Below are 16394 nucleotides of genomic sequence, written 5' to 3'. Positions count from 1 at the left end.
TAACGCTTACTCGTCTTGGATTTTGCCCCAAAAAAATACGGCCTCGTTAATCAAGGATTAACGAAACCGCAGATTGCACAAATAAGAAAAGCCCGTGTTATCACTATGGTACTGGGGGATAGCTTCAATTCATTTTCGTAATCTGAATATTGCCGTTCGCCATGGATAACAAGTATCGCTCCTGAGTGACCGAATCGGTTAGAATCACCCCGCTGCCTTGACCGCCAATCTCGAGTGAACTCGTCATATAACTATGCGGATAAGGCGAGTAGGAGCCGATATGGTCCCAGGTGACCATAACCCCGGCAATATAAGTGTCGCCTGATTTTGGTATAAATCCGATGCTGAAGTCGTAGAGAAGACCGGTTTTGCTCGCGATCTCCCTCCCCCGCTGATGCTTCCACTCTTTATTTTGCCAACTGGAAGCGTCGTTGAAGATATACTCGTGGTTTTCCCCGCTGATACGTCCAATCGTTTTATAGTAAGGAGGGGTCTCATATTCTGTTTCCAGAATAAAATATTGCATCGCCAAGTTCCGGCCCGCATCCCCCCGATAAGGCAGTCTGTCCGCGTTAAATTTAATACTTACCGTCGGCGACCTGTCGCCGTCCGGCGTTACCTTCAGAATGACCGGGTCTGGACCTAAAATCTGTTTCATCTCGTTGCTGATCGGCACGGGCACTTGATCCGCCCGCACCAGACTGAGCGAAGCGCCATTCGTGGCTGTCCAATTGGACAGCACCTCCGGATTTCGAAGCAGATTGGGCGCCGAGACAGGCATTAGAGCACGATGCTCCCTTTCCATCATGCGGGTATGCAAGTCCTCGTTACGGTATATCGATGAAACTTTTCGCCGAATAACGACATCTGCCATTTCGAGTCCGGAAAGATCCGAGGCCTGATACCCGGTCAGTGTATCGATAAACGCGGTGCCTCTAGCACCCGGAGCAGACGATCTCCGCAGTTTTCCCAGATGCTCACTGATGGTCACCGGAGCCTGAACCGTGCCAAACCATGCAGCATACTGCTGCTTCTCCTCCCGGGGCTTCAATGTATCCGGCAACGGATAAGCCCAGCCCGAATGTTCGGGAGGGTAGTCCAGAACAGACCATGAGAACCCGAAGCCGAACATCCTCAAATTGGAGGTAAGCGACTTGGTCAGCAGTTTAATCGCCGCTTCTCCGCACTGCTCAAACTGGGCGTTTGTGAATATGCCCCTCAGTCCCAATACCGAAGGAGCACGGTTATAGTCGTCCAGACCGCCATCAATACATTGATATATTCCATAAGGCGCAAACCCCATATGCACTCGATGCAAATTCACTTCGATTCCGCCGCGATGACCTGCATGCAGAATCGTACCGAGCAGGATTCCGCAAAACGCTCCTGTAATCATGCCGCCTTGATACAGATAATCCCCGGAGTTGATCCGGCAGTAGACGCCAACAAGCCCTCCCCAGTTGCAGTCATACGAATAGATATGTCCGTTGGTGCTGTTTAGCAGCTGTCCGACTTTCACGCCTAGCGTGCGGATGTTTCGGAATATCGGTTGAGCTCTGCCTGCGATTTCGATCCCCGCCGGACCCGGGGAGAACATCTCATACAGCCCTTGTTCGAACCGCTCCTTGTCGACCCAATTTGCCAGGTTCTTGGGCGTATAGCTTGTCTTTCCAGACACGGTGAAGTCCTCAAAGACCGCATGGATGCCAGCATCCTGGATTCGTATGCACGGAAGCAAGTCAGCTTCATTATCCTCCGGATCCCAGATGATTCTGCTGCCCGCCTGGGCACCATCTACATAGGAGGCCACCCCGAAAATCCCCCGGCTATGATTCTCGATCGTCTGCCGAACCAGGTAGTCCCCGGCCGGGATAAACAAGCGGTATCTCTTGTCGCAAGCTTGCATCGCCGCCTGAAAGGCCGCCGTGTCATCCGTTATCCCATCCCCAACCGCACCGAACCATTTGACATTAACGCCCTGATCCTTCAGCGATTCATCGATCTTCATGAAATTGGAATTAAGCTCCTCCGGCTCTAGCGGATCAGCCTTTGACCCTATATTCATCCTCAAATTGTCTGTGAGCTTATCGGACATTCCTCATCCCTCCTTCCTACATAGTAGTCAATGGTGAAGAAATGGGTTCATTCATCTGCCTACTCTGCTGCTCGGATCACACCCATTTATGAAATTTCGAACGATTACGCTATTGAAACTAACGCCAAGCTGATATAATATACTATCCCAATGGATACATAATGTATCGAAAATCTTCTCATCGGTGAACATCTATATTATAGAAGCGTTTTCATAAAGGAGCCGTGCAATGCGAATGTTGTTAACTGTGATATGGGCTGCTGTCCTGCTCATATTTACCTGCTCCCTGAACTTTAACCTGCTCATCCGTTACCACATCATCAACTTCCGCTTTAATCCGTCTCCGGATTGGTCAGAGCTGCTCAGGCTGGATTTGTATTGGTCCGAGGTGGGATGGATCATACGCAAAATAGGACACTTCATCGGTTTCTTCATCCTTGCTCTCCTGGCATCCAACTTCGGCAAAATACGATCGGCCTTCCTGTGGTGCCTCGTCTACGCGGCCTTCACCGAGGTTCTCCAGCTCTTCTTCTTCCGCGGAGGACGAATATATGATGTGGTAAATGACGGACTGGGCATTCTGCTTGCATATCTATGCTGTGAACTGCTGTTCTCTGCAAAGGAAAAGGCGTCCATCCAGCCTAAGCAATAATGCCCATAACACTGTCACGAATACCTAAAACCAAAATTAGCTGTTGCTACATTACGTATACACATTATATAATTGGGTAGATACATTTTGTATCGAAGTAGATGAGACAGGAATGGAGTCCTAAACGGAGGAGCAGACAATGAGTGCAATTGCCGGTATTTATCGTGGCTGCAGGGAACCGATTCCTTCCGAGGATATTCATCGCATCATGGGCGCGCTGGGGAAGTACCCCGCTGATCGAACCGATGTATGGCATAAGGACCATATTATGCTGGGCAATCATGCGCAGTGGGTGACGGTCCAATCCCATCATGAACAACTCCCGTTCTATGACGCCCGTCGCGGCCTTGCGATTACCGCAGATGCCATTATTGACAATCGTGATGAGCTTATGGAGCTGCTGCAAGTCCCGCCCGGGAAGAGAGCTCACTTGACCGACAGCGAAATCATTCTGCTGGCGTATGAAGCGTGGGCAGAACGAACGCCGGAGCGGCTGGTTGGGGATTTTGCGTTTGTTATCTGGGACGAACAGCAACAGCTGCTGTTTGGAGCCAGAGATTTCTCGGGGGCCCGAACGTTGTATTACTATCATGATGCCGAGCAGATGGCCTTCAGCACGATGATAAGCCCGCTGCTCTCCCTTCCCTATATACATAGAAAGCTTAATGAATGTTGGCTGGCCGAGTTTCTGGCCATTAGCGGCGTGTTCGAACCGCCAGATCTTTCAAGGACGATCTATGGATCAATCTACCAGCTTCCGCCTTCCCATACGTTCAAGGTGCAGGACCGGAAACTGTCCATCCAACGTTACAATAGCCTGTCGGATATTCAGCCATTAAAGCTTGGCAGCACAGAAGAGTACGTTGAAGCCTTTCGGGAGGTGTTTCACACCGCTGTCACCTCCAGATTACGCCGGACCCGCCTGAATGTCGGCGCTCACCTTAGCGGCGGCCTGGACTCTGGCTCTGTTGTCAGCCTGGCAGCCCGGGCGCTGCAGAAGGAGAATCGGACATTGCATACCTACAGCTACGTTCCTGCAGATGGCTTTGTCGATTGGACGCCCAAGCGAAGACTCGCCGATGAGAGCCCGCTGATCAGGCAGACGGTTCAATATGTCGGAAATATTAACGACCAGTACTTGAGTTTTCACGACAAAAATCCCTTTACCGAAATCGACGACTGGCTGGATACGCTAGAGCATCCCTACAAGTTTTTCGACAACACATTCTGGCTGCGGGGAATTTACGAGCAGGCTCAGCTAGAGAAGGTCGGCATTCTGCTGAATGGAGCGCGAGGCAATTACAGCATATCCTGGGGCCCGGCGCTCGATTATTATGCCAGGCTATTAAAGAAGCTCCGCTGGTTACGGCTGTCGCGGGAGCTGGGTCAGTATGGGAGGAACGCAGATATCGGGCGCAAACGGCTGATCTCCGTTCTTGTTCGCAAAGCGATTCCTGCGCTGGATCGATGGAAACCCGCCGCTTCCCACCCGGCGATTCCGCAGCTGATCAATCCCGATTTTGCCAGAAGAGCAGGAATTGAAGAGAAGCTTCAAGACCCTGCATTTACAGGCATCGGCTCCATGGCGGATCTCTCGCCAGACCCCCTTGAAGCCCGGCAGCAGCATTTCAACCGGGTAAATGTCTGGAGCACGACCGGGACAACCAACTGCAAGCTCTCTCTTCGCTACTCGGTATGGAGTCATGATCCGACCAATGACTTGCGAGTCATCCGCTTATGTCTAGGCACACCGATCGAGCAATTCGTCAGCAACGGCATGGACCGGGCACTCATTCGTCGCTCGACTGAGGGCTTGCTTCCGGACTCGATACGCCTAAACCAGCGAACGAGAGGCATTCAGGCTGCGGATGCTGTGCAGCGCATGAACAAGGACTGGCCGCAATTTCTGAATGAGCTTGAGCACATCAGCAAGGATTCCCGTATGCAGCAATTCATCAACATGCCGGTGTTCCAATCGGCGCTCGATGAGGCTCGTCACGGGCTGGAACCGAACCAGGCCTACAGTCCGACGATAAAATTGCTCATGCGCAGCATCATCCTGCACCGATTTCTGAAGAAAAACTTTTGAATACAGATAGTCAGGCTCTGTGCCTTGTCTATAGATATATTCTAATAAGGAGGTGAAACCATATGAAAAAGGAATGGAGCACACCTACTTTGGAAGTACTGGACATGAAAATGACGATGGCTGGTCCCGGGAGCTCTCTTCCGGATGCCGTTCAGCCGGATCCGGATGAAGTGGTTCACTACAGCTAATTCACAAACATTATCCTCCAAAAAAAGAAAGCCCTTATACCACTCGGGGTATACGGGCTGACTTTTTTTATTCTCCACTATAAAACAAATGGAGTGAGTGCGATGTTCCCAGCCTTGAAGCAGCCGGTCTACCAGGCCTTCGGCTTAACGATACAAAGCGAGCTGCCCTTGCCTGAGCTGCAGCCATCTCCCCATAACCGTCCTGCCGATATAGCCGTTCTATATGCCGACCTTAGCGATATGTGGTCCGCTCATTCAGACGGCCGTAAGTCTTACCATTGCTCCCCGCATCGCATCATGTTCCGGGTGCCCGGGCTTGCCGTCTTCGCGGTGGAAGATGGTACCTCCATCCGGATCTCCCCGGAGGAAGCCATTTACGAGGATCACGAGGATAAACTTCGCCTCTATGTCCTCGGAACCTGCATGGGAGCCGCACTGCTCCAGCGGAGAATCCTTCCCCTTCACGGTAGCGCGGTGGTTATCGGACAACAGGCGTATGCCTTTGTCGGCCATTCGGGTCATGGCAAATCCACACTGGCGTCAGCGCTGCTTCAGCGCGGCTGTCATCTGTTAAGCGATGACGTCATTGCCGTCAAGCTGGGGGATCAGGATAAACCGTATGCGATGCCAGCCTATCCGCAACAGAAATTGTGGCAGGAAAGCCTCGATGTCTTCGGGCTCAGTTCAGACGAGTACCGTCCTTTATTCGATCGTGAGACCAAATACGCCGTTCCGGTGGCGTCCCGCTTCACCAATGAAGCCCTGCCGCTGGCAGGTGTATTTGAACTTGTGAAGGCTCATGCTAGCGAGGTCAGCATTCGGCCGGTGAACAAGCTGGAGCGTCTTCCTCTCCTGCACCGCCATACTTATCGCAATATGTTTCTTGAGGGCAGCGGTTTGACGAAATGGCATTTTGATGTCACGGCCCGAATGGCCGCTCACCTCGACATGCATCAGCTTGTTCGCCCGGCAGAAGCCTTAACGGTCCAGCAACTGACTGAACTGGTGCTTCGCACCGTTGGCGAAACTTCGATGATGCTGGATATATGATCCAGGATCAGGCCGCCCGGCCGCCTGACCGGGCTCGAAGCGGCTCCCCCCATAGACAAGTCCCGCTTCTTCAGCTCTGTCTGCCTCGAATGCTTGCCCCCCTGTTCATCGTGATCCATGGTCGTCGCGGATCTGAATACGCTTGGCGCGGGATTGTGCAAGCTTCGGCACCTCAAGCTGCAACACCCCGCGCTTCAGGGAGGCAGCAATTCCGTGTTCATCAATGCCCGGCATATACAATCTGCGCATATATTTTCCGAAGCGACGCTCTTTCCGGATGATATGATGCTTCGAGTCCTCCATAGTGGCTTCTTCACTTCGGACCGCTTGAATGACCAAATAAGGCGCTTCATATCGTATATCGATGTCCTCCTTCGGAAAGCCAGGCAGCTCCACAGCAATCCGGTATGCCTTCTCCGTCTCCTGGATGTCTGTCTTGAAGGACAGCGCCGCACCGTGAAATGAGGACAGCCAGTCCTGAGCGAGAACATCCTGAAACGATGGGATCATCCGATCGATGGATTCTTCTCCACGTTTACGAAACGGTGTCCACCCCAACATATTCCCTCTCCCCTTTATTTGACGTTATCTGACCTTTATAATCATCATATGCGGCAGATGGAGGATTGCCAAAAACGGCAGGAACGAAATTCACCTGAATTCAGGACACATCCGGCAATCATTCGAAAAAGAGCTCACGCTGTTCCAGTTTGGGCAGTTTGTTACGACATGCTTGTCATGGAGAGGCAGTCGCATCCCAGCAGCAAAAGAGCACCGCAACAAGCGATGCCCTTACACTGTATCCTCAGATTCTAGAAAAGACTCGCTGGCCAATTGCCGTACCAGTTGTAGCCGGTTCTCCGTTCCTGCTCAATCTCACTGAGCCTGTACTTTACGATGCCGTCACGACCGACGAAGATAGGTCGGTTGGTTCCAATTTCATAGAACCTCGCCCAGATCGGCGTGGTTACACTCGGATCTTCAACCACGATGACATCATCATTGGTTTTCACTACACGAATCCCCGTGATCTTCACCGTCTGGAACCAGGCTTCGGCGGCTTGAATGGAGGCTCTGATCTGTGAGGTTTGAGGTCTTGTTTTCAGAAAACGTACAATGCCTGTACTTTCACTTGCTGTAAGGGAAGGCACTTCATAGGAGCGCGCTCCCGCTGGCGCCAGACTTACAGAGTCATGCTGCTGTCCCCATGCAGTCAACCGGCCGCCTGCAACGACCTGGGTTCGTAATATACAATCTACTCCTCGAGTAACCGCTGCTCTACTCTGATCCGCCAAAGAAGTGTTCACAAAGGCGAAATCGCCCCTCCGATTGGCTACATCATCCAGCAGCATCATCACGTTAATCATCGCATTATCATTGTACGTAATATGGCGGTGATAGCCTGTGCCCTGATAAATTTGCGGCCAGCCGCCATTCGCATACTGCATATTCAAGAGGAAGTGGATCCCTCTTACCGCTGCGTCCGAATATCGGCTATCCCTCGTTTTGGTGTATTCTGCTGCCAATCTTCTGATTTCCGTATAGGTTGCTTTATTGTCTATTGTGGACTTTGCCCACTCTCCGCTCGTTACAGAATAATCCTTCCGCCAACCGCCGTCCGGCCTCTGATTCCTCAAAATTTGCTCGATGCTGGCCGTGGTCCCGTCACCATCCGCGGACACGGGCGACACCGGCGGCAGCAGAAGTCCAACCGCGGACAGCACCACAGTGAAGGCCAGAATCGCCGACACATACCTTGAGAGCGTTCTTTTCATCATCACATCTCCTCTGTAATGGAATACAACCCAGCGACACGTACAGCTATAGGAAGCATCACCTCTTTCGGGAAATGGTAGGGGGATACAATAGTTGCTAGTAAAGGTAAGTAAAAGATATATCTATGATTGTAAGCGCTTACTATAAGTATAGTTTAGATGTAATATTATGTCTATAGTATATTTATTTGTAAAATACTACTCTGCATCTGTCCATGCAAAAAAGAGAAACCCTTCAAACTTCCGGGTTTCTCTATCCACGGTGCAGTGACGTTCATCTTCCCAAGCAGCAAGTTTCAATTCAATCTCGTAAACTTCCACAGCTGGGCATCGGATCCGTTGTCCTCCCACTGCTGTACAGCTGCCCCATCAGCCCTGGAAGCCCCGGACACATCCATCACCAGTCCGCTCGCCTTGGACACCAGTTTGTAATATCCCCCGCCTACAGAGACGATTCGCCATCGCTGGGCATCGGTGCCATTATCGGTCCACTGCTGGAGCTGCACGCCACTATTCCTGCTGGAGCTGGGCACATCAACCACCTTCCCGCTGTGCATCGCTACCAGCTTGTAGTAGCCGTCTCCCGTACTCTCTAATCTGAAACACTGGTTGTTGCTGTTGAAATTCGTCCACTGCTGCATCTTCGCCCCATCTGCTGTCGACACTTCAGCCACGTCCAGCACTTTGCCGCTGGCTTTGGACGCCAAAGTATACACGCCACCATTCACAATACTGGACAGGTTACTATCCTGGTAAACGCGTACGTAGTCTACCAGCATCTGAGCCGGGAATGGTGTCGATGCATTCGGGCTCCCTGGCCAATTGCCACCTACCGCCAAGTTCAGAATAATAAAAAATGGTCTTTGAAACTCTTCCGTGTTCCCAGTTCCATTCGCAATGTAGAACTCGTTATATTGGACCCCATCGACGAACCAGCGAATATAATTCGGGTCCCATTCCACACTGTAGGTATGATATTGCGAGAAATCCAGATTCCCCGATGTCCGTCCGTACTCTGCATGACCGTTCGCATCCCAATGGACCGTTCCGTTCACATGCGGATTATTGTTCACCCGCTCCATAATATCGATCTCACCACAGTACGGCCAGCCTACCGAGCTGAAATCCTCCCCAAGCATCCAGAATGCTGGCCACAGTCCCTGTCCGGACGGCAGCTTAATTCTCGCTTCGATCTTGCCATACGTAAAGCTCTGCAGTCCTTGGGTTTTGATTCGTGCAGAGGTGTAATTCATCCCTCCGTATGACTCCCTTTGTGCTGTAATGATCAGATTGCCGCCGCTCACCTGCAGGTTCTGAGGGCGACTCGTATAATACTGCAGCTCGTTGTTGCCCCAGCCCCCACTCCCAGTCCCGATCTCGGCGGTCCAGTTGGCCGGGTTCAGCGAATTTCCATTGAATTCGTCACTCCAGACCAAACTCCAGTTAGGTGCAGCATTGGCGTTTCCAGCAGGCACGAAAGCAAAGAGGAGTGTAAACATCAGAAATAGGCACAACGGTTTACCTCGTTTCAACATTTCAATCGCTCCTTTAATGAAATATTGCCTTGCAAATTCCCTACACACACTGCACCCTGAAGCTAATCGACACTTGGATGACTGTATCATCTTCTATTTCTATCATTTTATGTAATCTCATTATAAGATAGATAATAATGCGCTTACAACCTATTTTTGGAATTTAAAGCGGGGGTAGAATCGCTAAACGGTCCACACCTGGAGCTGCCCTACATATCACAGCAAAAACCCGCCCTTGGACAATCCAAAGCCGGGTTCAGTAAGCAACGATTTCAATTAGCCTTGACTCATTTCACAATGCTAGAATCGAATATGTCTTATTTTCGTGATAAACCGATCTAGCTTCCTTCGAAATCGCCCACGAGGATCGGGCTGGATCTCAATCCCGCACGCCCCTGCAATCCGCTCAATAACCTGTTCCGGTGTTAAATCATCCGTATGAAGATGCATGCGAAACATGTCCTCAGACAAGCTGGATACACAGCGGTCAATTTGCTGGGCAGGCCATGACTGTGCATGGTCGCCTCTACTCTTCAGCCGCTTCAGCAGCGTTTCCCGGCTTGCTCCCTGTGGGGTACAACGCTGGGTACAGACCCCAGCCATTTCGCTGTTCACAACAAGTTTTTACCCGCAATATAGTTTAGAAACTTTATTTCAATAGCAGCCACAGGTCCAAGCATATTAAGCCTTTGACGTGTCTATTTAACCGACTTATTTTTAAACACTACATTCGTAATCGTGCCAAAAATAAAACTAACAAAAATAGAGATAATAACCGAAGCCACAACAGCCCCTATAATTGAATTTGTCCCCGCAATATTCAGAAGTGTTAAAATAAGGGGAACGGTAAAAAATATAATATAATCCAACATCCTAAACTTTTTCATACATTCCGACACTCCGTTTCTTCAAATAGCCAGAGGAAGCTATTTACATATAGTATCCAAATAGTAGGATATTCCTGTAATATCATACCATATTTAGGGAGTAGGAATGAAAAAAGCTTTTGTCCGCCTTTTGTTCATTGTTCTTGTCATTTCATTAATGTCAACGATACTCGCTGCAAAAGATAAAAAAGAAAACGCTCTAGTAAAGAACAGAAACAGCCTGAGTTACACTTCTCAAAGGTTTGAAATGCGCGCCCTTGTAATCAAGCACCATCTCAATAGCCGCCAGGAACTCAATATCGTTTATAACCCAGTAGGAAAACATATCGCTATCCGCGAACTTACTAACACTGCTGATTTCTTCATCAGTTAAGTTACTAACGAATTTAGCGAAGATATTACTACAACGTGACCTTTTAAATAAAGATTTCAATTGGACTCCGATTCTGTCCATGTCGTCCTGACATAACCCAGCTTCATCCCGGCCCGCTCCATATTGCGATGGCTTTGAGACAGGAAAGCACACTGGCCAACCACCAGCTCACAATTTTGCTGATACGCCCGCGCAATTCGGGTATTCAGCAGAAGCTGATGCAGACCTTGTCCTCTGTACTCCGGCAAAGTCGCCGCAAAGGTCAATGAGCAGATGCCATCCCGGATATACATGACGGCCGCTGCCGCAGGCTGCCCGGAAACATAGGCGATGTAAAATTCCCAGCCCGGCCGCCGCCACAATACACGATTATTGCGAGCCACATGCGGAATCCCCTCTTCCGGCAGTCCTGTCCCGCGACAATGGATGGCCGCATAGGTCCTAAAGTCCCCCTCTTCGACCTTCCTAATCTCAATATGATCCGGCCTGCTCAGCAGTTCCTTAGAGGGGACACCATAGGTGGAGGCATGGAAGCCCGATGGGTACAATCCGCGGCGGGTTAACTCGGCCAACAGATGGCCATCCACTCTGGTCGGGACCATTTCAAATTGCATCTTCCGCCCCCGGCTTCTGTAGAAGGCTATGATCTCATCCAGATAAATCCGATCCTCAGATGTCATTCCTTTCACCGTGTTAAAAGAAGGCCAGGGCATCGTCCGGCTATATAAACACAGCGCTTGCCCGAAACGGACCATTTCAATCCCTTCCGGATTCCCTTCTCGCTCTTGAATCGCTAACATTCTGTCGCTCATATAATCTTTCTCTGACTGTTCAATCTGCATGATTAGTTCTGGAGAAGGCAGTCGCATATTCAACCTCATCACCTCATTATGTACGGATAGGTCGCCCTTTTCCTTGCAGACGATATCTACTTGCGCTCTTCTTGGGATCCCGCTTTATTCATCCCTTCCTGCTTCCGAATCTTGTGCACAATATGGTTCGTTCCCCATTCATGCATTGCTTCGAGAATCGGCTCCAGGCTTCTTCCATACGCCGTGATCGAATACTCGACCTTCGGCGGGACTTCCGGATACACGATACGCTCCACGATATCCTCCTCCTCTAATTCCCGCAGCTTTTGGGTAAGCATTTTCTGCGTGATCCCCGGCATACTCCGCTTCAGCTCGCTGAAGCGCTTCGTTCCTTGCTGAAGCAGATGCAATAGAATAATCGGCTTCCACTTCCCCACCAATATGTCCAAGGCGTCCTCAACACGACACAGATCAGGTTGCTTTTCCATGGGAAACCTCCTTGGTATCTTTTTAGATACTATACCACTTTTAAGTGTGTACTTACTATCAACAATAATGACTTATATAATAGCAGCATGAAGGGCATAGTCCCGTCAAGAATGAACACCATAAACCAAGAGGTGATGACATCATGGAACAATACCGTCTGAACCCTCACAAGGGACTGGAGTTTGGCATATATACACTGGGCGACCATCTGCCCGATCCGAATACGGGAGAACGGATATCGACCCAGGCACGAATCCATCAGATTATTGAATACGCGAAGCTTGCAGAACAGGCAGGGCTCGATTTCTTTAGTGTGGGTGAAAGCCATCAGGATTATTTTGCGACCCAGGCTCACTCGGTAGTGCTGGCGGCGATCGCGCAGGCCACCCGGAAGATCAAAATTGCCAGCTCCTCCACCATTATCAGTACGTCAGATCCGGTTCGCGTCTATGAAGACTTTGCCACCATCGATCTGATCTCGGGGGGGCGCGCGGAAATCGTCGCAGGGCGTGCTTCGAGAATCGGCCTGTTCGAGCTTCTCGGTTACGATGTTCGGGACTATGAAGAATTGTTTGAGGAAAAATTCGAGCTATTGCTGCAAATCAACGAGCAGGAGATTGTGAATTGGAGCGGAGAGTATCGTGCCCCACTGCGCAATGCGAAGGTGCTACCACGACCGCAAGGCGGCTCGATGCCGATATGGCGGGCCGTCGGCGGCAGTCCTGCCAGTGCCATCAAAGCCGGGATGGCCGGTGTTCCGATGTTTATGGCGCATCTGGGCGGCCCCGTATCCGTCTTCAAGCAGACGATTGACGCTTACCGCCAAGCGGCCCGTCAGGCAGGGCATGACCCCGCTCAGCTGCCGGTTGCCACCGCAGGCTTCTTCTATGCGGCAGATACATCGCAGCAAGCGCTGCAGGAGCTGTACCCCTATATCAACGAGGGCATGAAGAAAACGAACGGACAAGGCTTCTCCAAGCAGCTGTTTGCCCAGGGCATCGACACACGCAGCATTATGAATATCGGCAGTCCGCAGCAAATCATCGAGAAAATATTGTACCAGCATGAAATGTTCGGTCACCAGCGCTATATCGCCCAGATTGATTTTGGCGGCATGCCGTTTGATAAGCTGCAGCGAAATATCGAGTTAATCGGCACCGAAATTTTACCTGCCATTCGAAAATATACAGCTAAACCATGAATAGGAGGCCCGGCAGATGAACATTGTATTGTTATCCGGTTCCATCGTCGGTTCCAAGACGCGAACAGCCATGAATGAAGCCATGCAGGTCCTGGCCGACAAATATCCTGACGTAACCGCCACGATGATCGACCTTGCCGAATATGATGTGCAATTCAGTGACGGTCGAAACTATCTGGAATATCCAGGGGACACCGGCTATGTGACAAGCGCGATCATGAGCGCCGACGCACTGATGATCGGGACCCCCGTGTTTCAGGCATCCATTCCTGCTACATTGAAAAACATTTTTGATCTGCTTCCGCAGAACGCATTGCTGGATAAAGTGGTCAGCATGATTGTGACCGCTGGGTCCCCCAAGCATTTTCTAATGCCGGAGCAGCAGCTGAAGCCGATTCTGGCTTATATGAAGGCCCATATCGTTCAGACTTATGTATTTATCGAGGAAAAGGATTTTATGCGCAAACAGATCGTCAACGATGATGTGAAATTCCGCATTGAGCGGCTGGTTGAGGATACCGTCACGCTGACCGAGACCCATGCGCAAATCCGGGAGACGAAGGAAGCTGCATACGATTTCTAGCAAGGACTGGCGTATATTCCCGCCTCGCCATACAAGAACCCGCTATGATCAGCCAAAGCGCTGCCATTAGCGGGTTCTTTTTTATTTCATACACTTATTCGAGTTTCATACACTTATTCGAGGCACAGCTCCAAGTACCATGTGTAAGCACCCATACCCGGAGCTTCGGCGGCTGCGTAGGCGATATCGATCTGTCTCCTGTCCAGAGTCACATCTTGTATGAGATGAATCGTCAACAATAGATCGTCCATGAAGCTAATAGCCGACGCTCGGCATCGATATTACGACGCTCAGCCGTCAAATCCAGCCCTTAATCAAACTGAAGCTAGTACAAAAAACACCGATACCTCGGATCGAAGAGTAGACATTTTATCGCTGACCCGCAGAAGGAAAATTCGTAGCAACAACCATTGATCATTAATGAACACATATGGAGATGAGGTCATTTCTTACATGAGTGAGTTCGACTGAGAAATGGTGATGTGTTCTATTAATGCATGCTGATCGATGTTATGATCATGGAGAATTTATTGTAGTGCCGCTCACAAGTGCTTCCACCACACCCCCGCACACTCTGGCACGGTTGACCATTGATTGACCGTAATCTGATGTGCGATACTTTCACCGAAGAAAAAGGCCATGTTCTCCTTCGCCTCCTCCACGTCCCGGAATGTATAATCCGTGCGTATCCATGTATGTTGAAATCCGTAGTCCTTTTCAAGAGAACTGTAGTATAGCTTCAAAATTTCTGGGGGATCTGGAGTTATCGTCCCCGTACCCAGCGTCTCGAAAATGACGATCGTTCCATGCACCCTGACGACACGGTATAATTCTGACATTATACGTTCAAGATTGCTTCTCCATTCCGGGTTGCCCGAGTTTGTTAAATAACTGATGCTCCAACCGGAAACCGCTAAATCTACGGATTCGTCCGGAATAGGAAGCTGACGGTGATCAGCCACAACAGTCTGCCAGTGACGAGCCGTTCCCTGCTGAATGAACTTACGCTCTAATAAGTCCAGCATCGAAGAAGAACGGTCCGTACACACCAATGAACGGGCCTTCTGGGCAAGAATCATCGCCAACCTCCCAGACCCTGCCCCCAGATCAAGTACATCCAGATCGTGAAAACCTTTGATCTCACTTATCACTTCGGTCAAATCAGGCTGCCGGCTAATCATCAAATCATAAGCAACCGCTTGGTTTGCATAGATCTCTTCATGTGTTGTCATCCGTTATCCCCCCTGTAAAATGCATCGCTACAAACTCCATATCGCGCTCGCCGACTTTGCTGCTGAACTTTTTGCCTTTCACAAATCCCGACCGTTCATAAACGGCTATCGCTCTCTTGTTAAACAGAGCGACGACCAGCTGGAGCCGCTTAGGCTCAAACCGTTCCTTCAGGAAGGCGATTCCCTCCAGCAGAAAGTCCCGTCCCTTCCCCCTCCCTGTGACATCGGGTCTTAACCCCAGCCCCATATCCATAACATCAGCATCATCATAGAGGCCGGCCTGTACCCCGCCGGGAACCCGGGCTGAATTGCCCTTGCATATAAATCCTGCCAGAGCATTCTGCATATCCAAAGCGTAGAAATAATCTCCATTCATCAGTTCAGCGATATCTTCATCACTGTGCTCCATACTGTATAACGAGTAAGGCTCCGGGTATTTCCAAGTCGAGATTTCGGCTGCATATTCCTCAGTCATTGGGTGGAATCGATATTCTGTCATGGTTATCCTCATTCCTATTATAATTCTTATAACACCTTAATCTATCAACCAGCTCGTGAGTGAACGCATGCTATTCCCGGATATAATCCAACACATCTTGGATATAACTGTCGAGTGGCTGGGAAGAATTCACTACCAAGCTTTTGATATGGGATGGAGGCCGCTTGCTGTCCTGAATGGCAGCTATAAAATCGGCTTCCGCCGTCTCCGAGATTTGGCTGATCATCCGCTGGCGGGTCCGCAATCGGCGGTTGATTTCGTTGAAATCATGAAATAGACACTCCACATATTTATATGTAGCTCCATACTTTTCCGCTAGATTCATGCCATTCTCAATCATCTCGGAATATAAACATGGACTATCAAAAATCACATCATACCCTTGTGATAAATAAAACTCAACCAATGCCCAATCCACCGTGTATGAGAGCCTGCCGAGTGTCCTCAATTCGATTCCTTCGCCCTCTGACGCCTTTAATAGTGCGGTTTTGGAAACATCATGATCAATAATGAGCGCCCCCGTCATGGCGGCGATTCGTCTGCTCAGCGTCGATTTCCCGGAACCGGGGAAACCCGACATTTGAAGAAAATACATGAAAGCACCCCGCTTTATATGTTCGCTCCCATCGTTTTACATAGCGAAGAAAGTTTGCCTTGATCAGAAGCATGAGCAGCGTGAATGCCTTGTTGAACATCCCGCTAGCCTATATCAAGAAATCCGACCTGTCCCTCACGCCCTCTCATCTCATAACCATTCGATGTAAACGTTCCTGTCAGCGCCCAGTCGATGTGTGGAATTATGTCCTTAGACCATGGGAGCTGCGCGAATTCACCGAACTCTGCCGCTAATGCTTCCTCTTCCACCAGAACAACCCGCTCGCGATCCCCGGCAGCCTCACCACCCAGTCCCGAGCATCCGGTCACTACTACGATA

The 16394-nt window shown here is 50.2% G+C and carries 18 protein-coding genes; 7 read left to right on the top strand and 11 right to left on the bottom strand.

Going from position 1 to position 16394, the window contains the following annotated elements; all coding sequences use genetic code 11:
- Positions 1-124: 124 nt before the first annotated feature.
- Positions 125-2095, bottom strand: a complete 1971-nt coding sequence (locus CHH67_RS06435; RefSeq protein ID WP_095264256.1) for a glycosyl hydrolase family 28-related protein — start codon at positions 2093-2095, stop codon at positions 125-127.
- 229 nt (positions 2096-2324) lie between these two features.
- Here CHH67_RS06435 and CHH67_RS06430 point away from each other — a divergent pair, with 229 nt between their 5' ends.
- From CHH67_RS06430 to CHH67_RS06420, 4 genes are all read left to right on the top strand, one after another.
- Entirely contained in the window at positions 2325-2747 is a 423-nt protein-coding gene (locus tag CHH67_RS06430; protein ID WP_095264255.1) for a VanZ family protein, read from the top strand.
- Between the two features lie 139 nt (positions 2748-2886).
- Complete coding sequence (locus tag CHH67_RS06425; RefSeq protein WP_095264254.1) at positions 2887-4836, top strand: asparagine synthase-related protein; 1950 nt, start codon at positions 2887-2889, stop codon at positions 4834-4836.
- A gap of 62 nt (positions 4837-4898) precedes the next feature.
- Complete coding sequence (locus CHH67_RS25925; protein ID WP_141235837.1) at positions 4899-5024, top strand: paeninodin family lasso peptide; 126 nt, start codon at positions 4899-4901, stop codon at positions 5022-5024.
- A gap of 102 nt (positions 5025-5126) precedes the next feature.
- Positions 5127-6074 carry a phosphoenolpyruvate carboxykinase (ATP) gene (locus CHH67_RS06420; protein WP_095264253.1) on the top strand — a complete coding sequence of 316 codons (948 nt, stop codon included), beginning with the start codon at positions 5127-5129 and terminating at the stop codon, positions 6072-6074.
- Between the two features lie 105 nt (positions 6075-6179).
- On the opposite strand, the gene CHH67_RS06415 is transcribed toward CHH67_RS06420, so the two are convergent.
- The 3 genes from CHH67_RS06415 to CHH67_RS06405 form a co-directional block, all read right to left on the bottom strand.
- Positions 6180-6635, bottom strand: coding sequence for an Hsp20/alpha crystallin family protein (locus CHH67_RS06415; RefSeq protein ID WP_095264252.1), 456 nt, complete (start codon positions 6633-6635; stop codon positions 6180-6182).
- Positions 6636-6886: 251 nt separating this feature from the next.
- Positions 6887-7852 carry a pectate lyase gene (gene pelA / locus CHH67_RS06410; protein WP_095264251.1) on the bottom strand — a complete coding sequence of 322 codons (966 nt, stop codon included), beginning with the start codon at positions 7850-7852 and terminating at the stop codon, positions 6887-6889.
- 293 nt (positions 7853-8145) lie between these two features.
- Positions 8146-9384, bottom strand: coding sequence for an RICIN domain-containing protein (locus CHH67_RS06405; RefSeq protein WP_095264250.1), 1239 nt, complete (start codon positions 9382-9384; stop codon positions 8146-8148).
- 993 nt (positions 9385-10377) lie between these two features.
- Here CHH67_RS06405 and CHH67_RS06395 point away from each other — a divergent pair.
- On the top strand, positions 10378-10644 hold the full coding sequence (locus CHH67_RS06395) for a hypothetical protein (protein WP_095264248.1): 267 nt from the start codon (positions 10378-10380) through the stop codon (positions 10642-10644).
- 56 nt (positions 10645-10700) lie between these two features.
- Here the strand turns inward: CHH67_RS06395 and CHH67_RS06390 are convergent, their stop codons facing one another.
- Both CHH67_RS06390 and CHH67_RS06385 read right to left on the bottom strand, forming a co-directional pair.
- Complete coding sequence (locus CHH67_RS06390; RefSeq protein ID WP_244908106.1) at positions 10701-11486, bottom strand: GNAT family N-acetyltransferase; 786 nt, start codon at positions 11484-11486, stop codon at positions 10701-10703.
- Positions 11487-11572: 86 nt separating this feature from the next.
- On the bottom strand, positions 11573-11944 hold the full coding sequence (locus tag CHH67_RS06385; RefSeq protein ID WP_095264246.1) for a winged helix-turn-helix transcriptional regulator: 372 nt from the start codon (positions 11942-11944) through the stop codon (positions 11573-11575).
- 143 nt (positions 11945-12087) lie between these two features.
- Between CHH67_RS06385 and CHH67_RS06380 the strand changes: the two genes are divergently transcribed.
- Together CHH67_RS06380 and CHH67_RS06375 are read left to right on the top strand one after the other, a co-directional pair.
- Complete coding sequence (locus CHH67_RS06380) at positions 12088-13146, top strand: LLM class flavin-dependent oxidoreductase (RefSeq protein ID WP_095264245.1); 1059 nt, start codon at positions 12088-12090, stop codon at positions 13144-13146.
- A gap of 16 nt (positions 13147-13162) precedes the next feature.
- Positions 13163-13729 (top strand): NADPH-dependent FMN reductase, encoded by a 567-nt coding sequence (locus CHH67_RS06375; protein ID WP_095264244.1) that lies wholly within the window; start codon positions 13163-13165, stop codon positions 13727-13729.
- 113 nt (positions 13730-13842) lie between these two features.
- Here the strand turns inward: CHH67_RS06375 and CHH67_RS26485 are convergent, their stop codons facing one another.
- The 5 genes from CHH67_RS26485 to CHH67_RS06355 form a co-directional block, all read right to left on the bottom strand.
- The gene (locus tag CHH67_RS26485) at positions 13843-13980 is read right to left on the bottom strand and encodes a hypothetical protein (RefSeq protein WP_218832006.1); all 138 of its coding nucleotides are present in this window, start codon (positions 13978-13980) and stop codon (positions 13843-13845) included.
- A 291-nt stretch (positions 13981-14271) separates the two neighbouring features.
- On the bottom strand, positions 14272-14961 hold the full coding sequence (locus tag CHH67_RS06370; RefSeq protein ID WP_095264243.1) for a class I SAM-dependent methyltransferase: 690 nt from the start codon (positions 14959-14961) through the stop codon (positions 14272-14274).
- Positions 14948-15436: a GNAT family N-acetyltransferase gene (locus CHH67_RS06365; RefSeq protein WP_244908105.1), complete on the bottom strand. Its 489-nt coding sequence runs from the start codon at positions 15434-15436 to the stop codon at positions 14948-14950. The genes CHH67_RS06370 and CHH67_RS06365 overlap by 14 nt, the downstream gene beginning before the upstream one ends.
- 94 nt (positions 15437-15530) lie before the next feature.
- Positions 15531-16055: a P-loop nucleotide/nucleoside kinase family protein gene (locus CHH67_RS06360; RefSeq protein ID WP_095264241.1), complete on the bottom strand. Its 525-nt coding sequence runs from the start codon at positions 16053-16055 to the stop codon at positions 15531-15533.
- A gap of 104 nt (positions 16056-16159) precedes the next feature.
- Positions 16160-16384, bottom strand: coding sequence for a hypothetical protein (locus tag CHH67_RS06355; RefSeq protein ID WP_095264240.1), 225 nt, complete (start codon positions 16382-16384; stop codon positions 16160-16162).
- Positions 16385-16394: the final 10 nt, after the last annotated feature.

Source organism: Paenibacillus campinasensis, from assembly GCF_002272015.1.
Classification (GTDB): Bacteria; Bacillota; Bacilli; order Paenibacillales; family Paenibacillaceae; genus Paenibacillus_AQ; species Paenibacillus_AQ campinasensis.
Note: the sequence above shows the minus strand (reverse complement) of the source record. Positions and strands in the feature narration are given on the sequence as shown.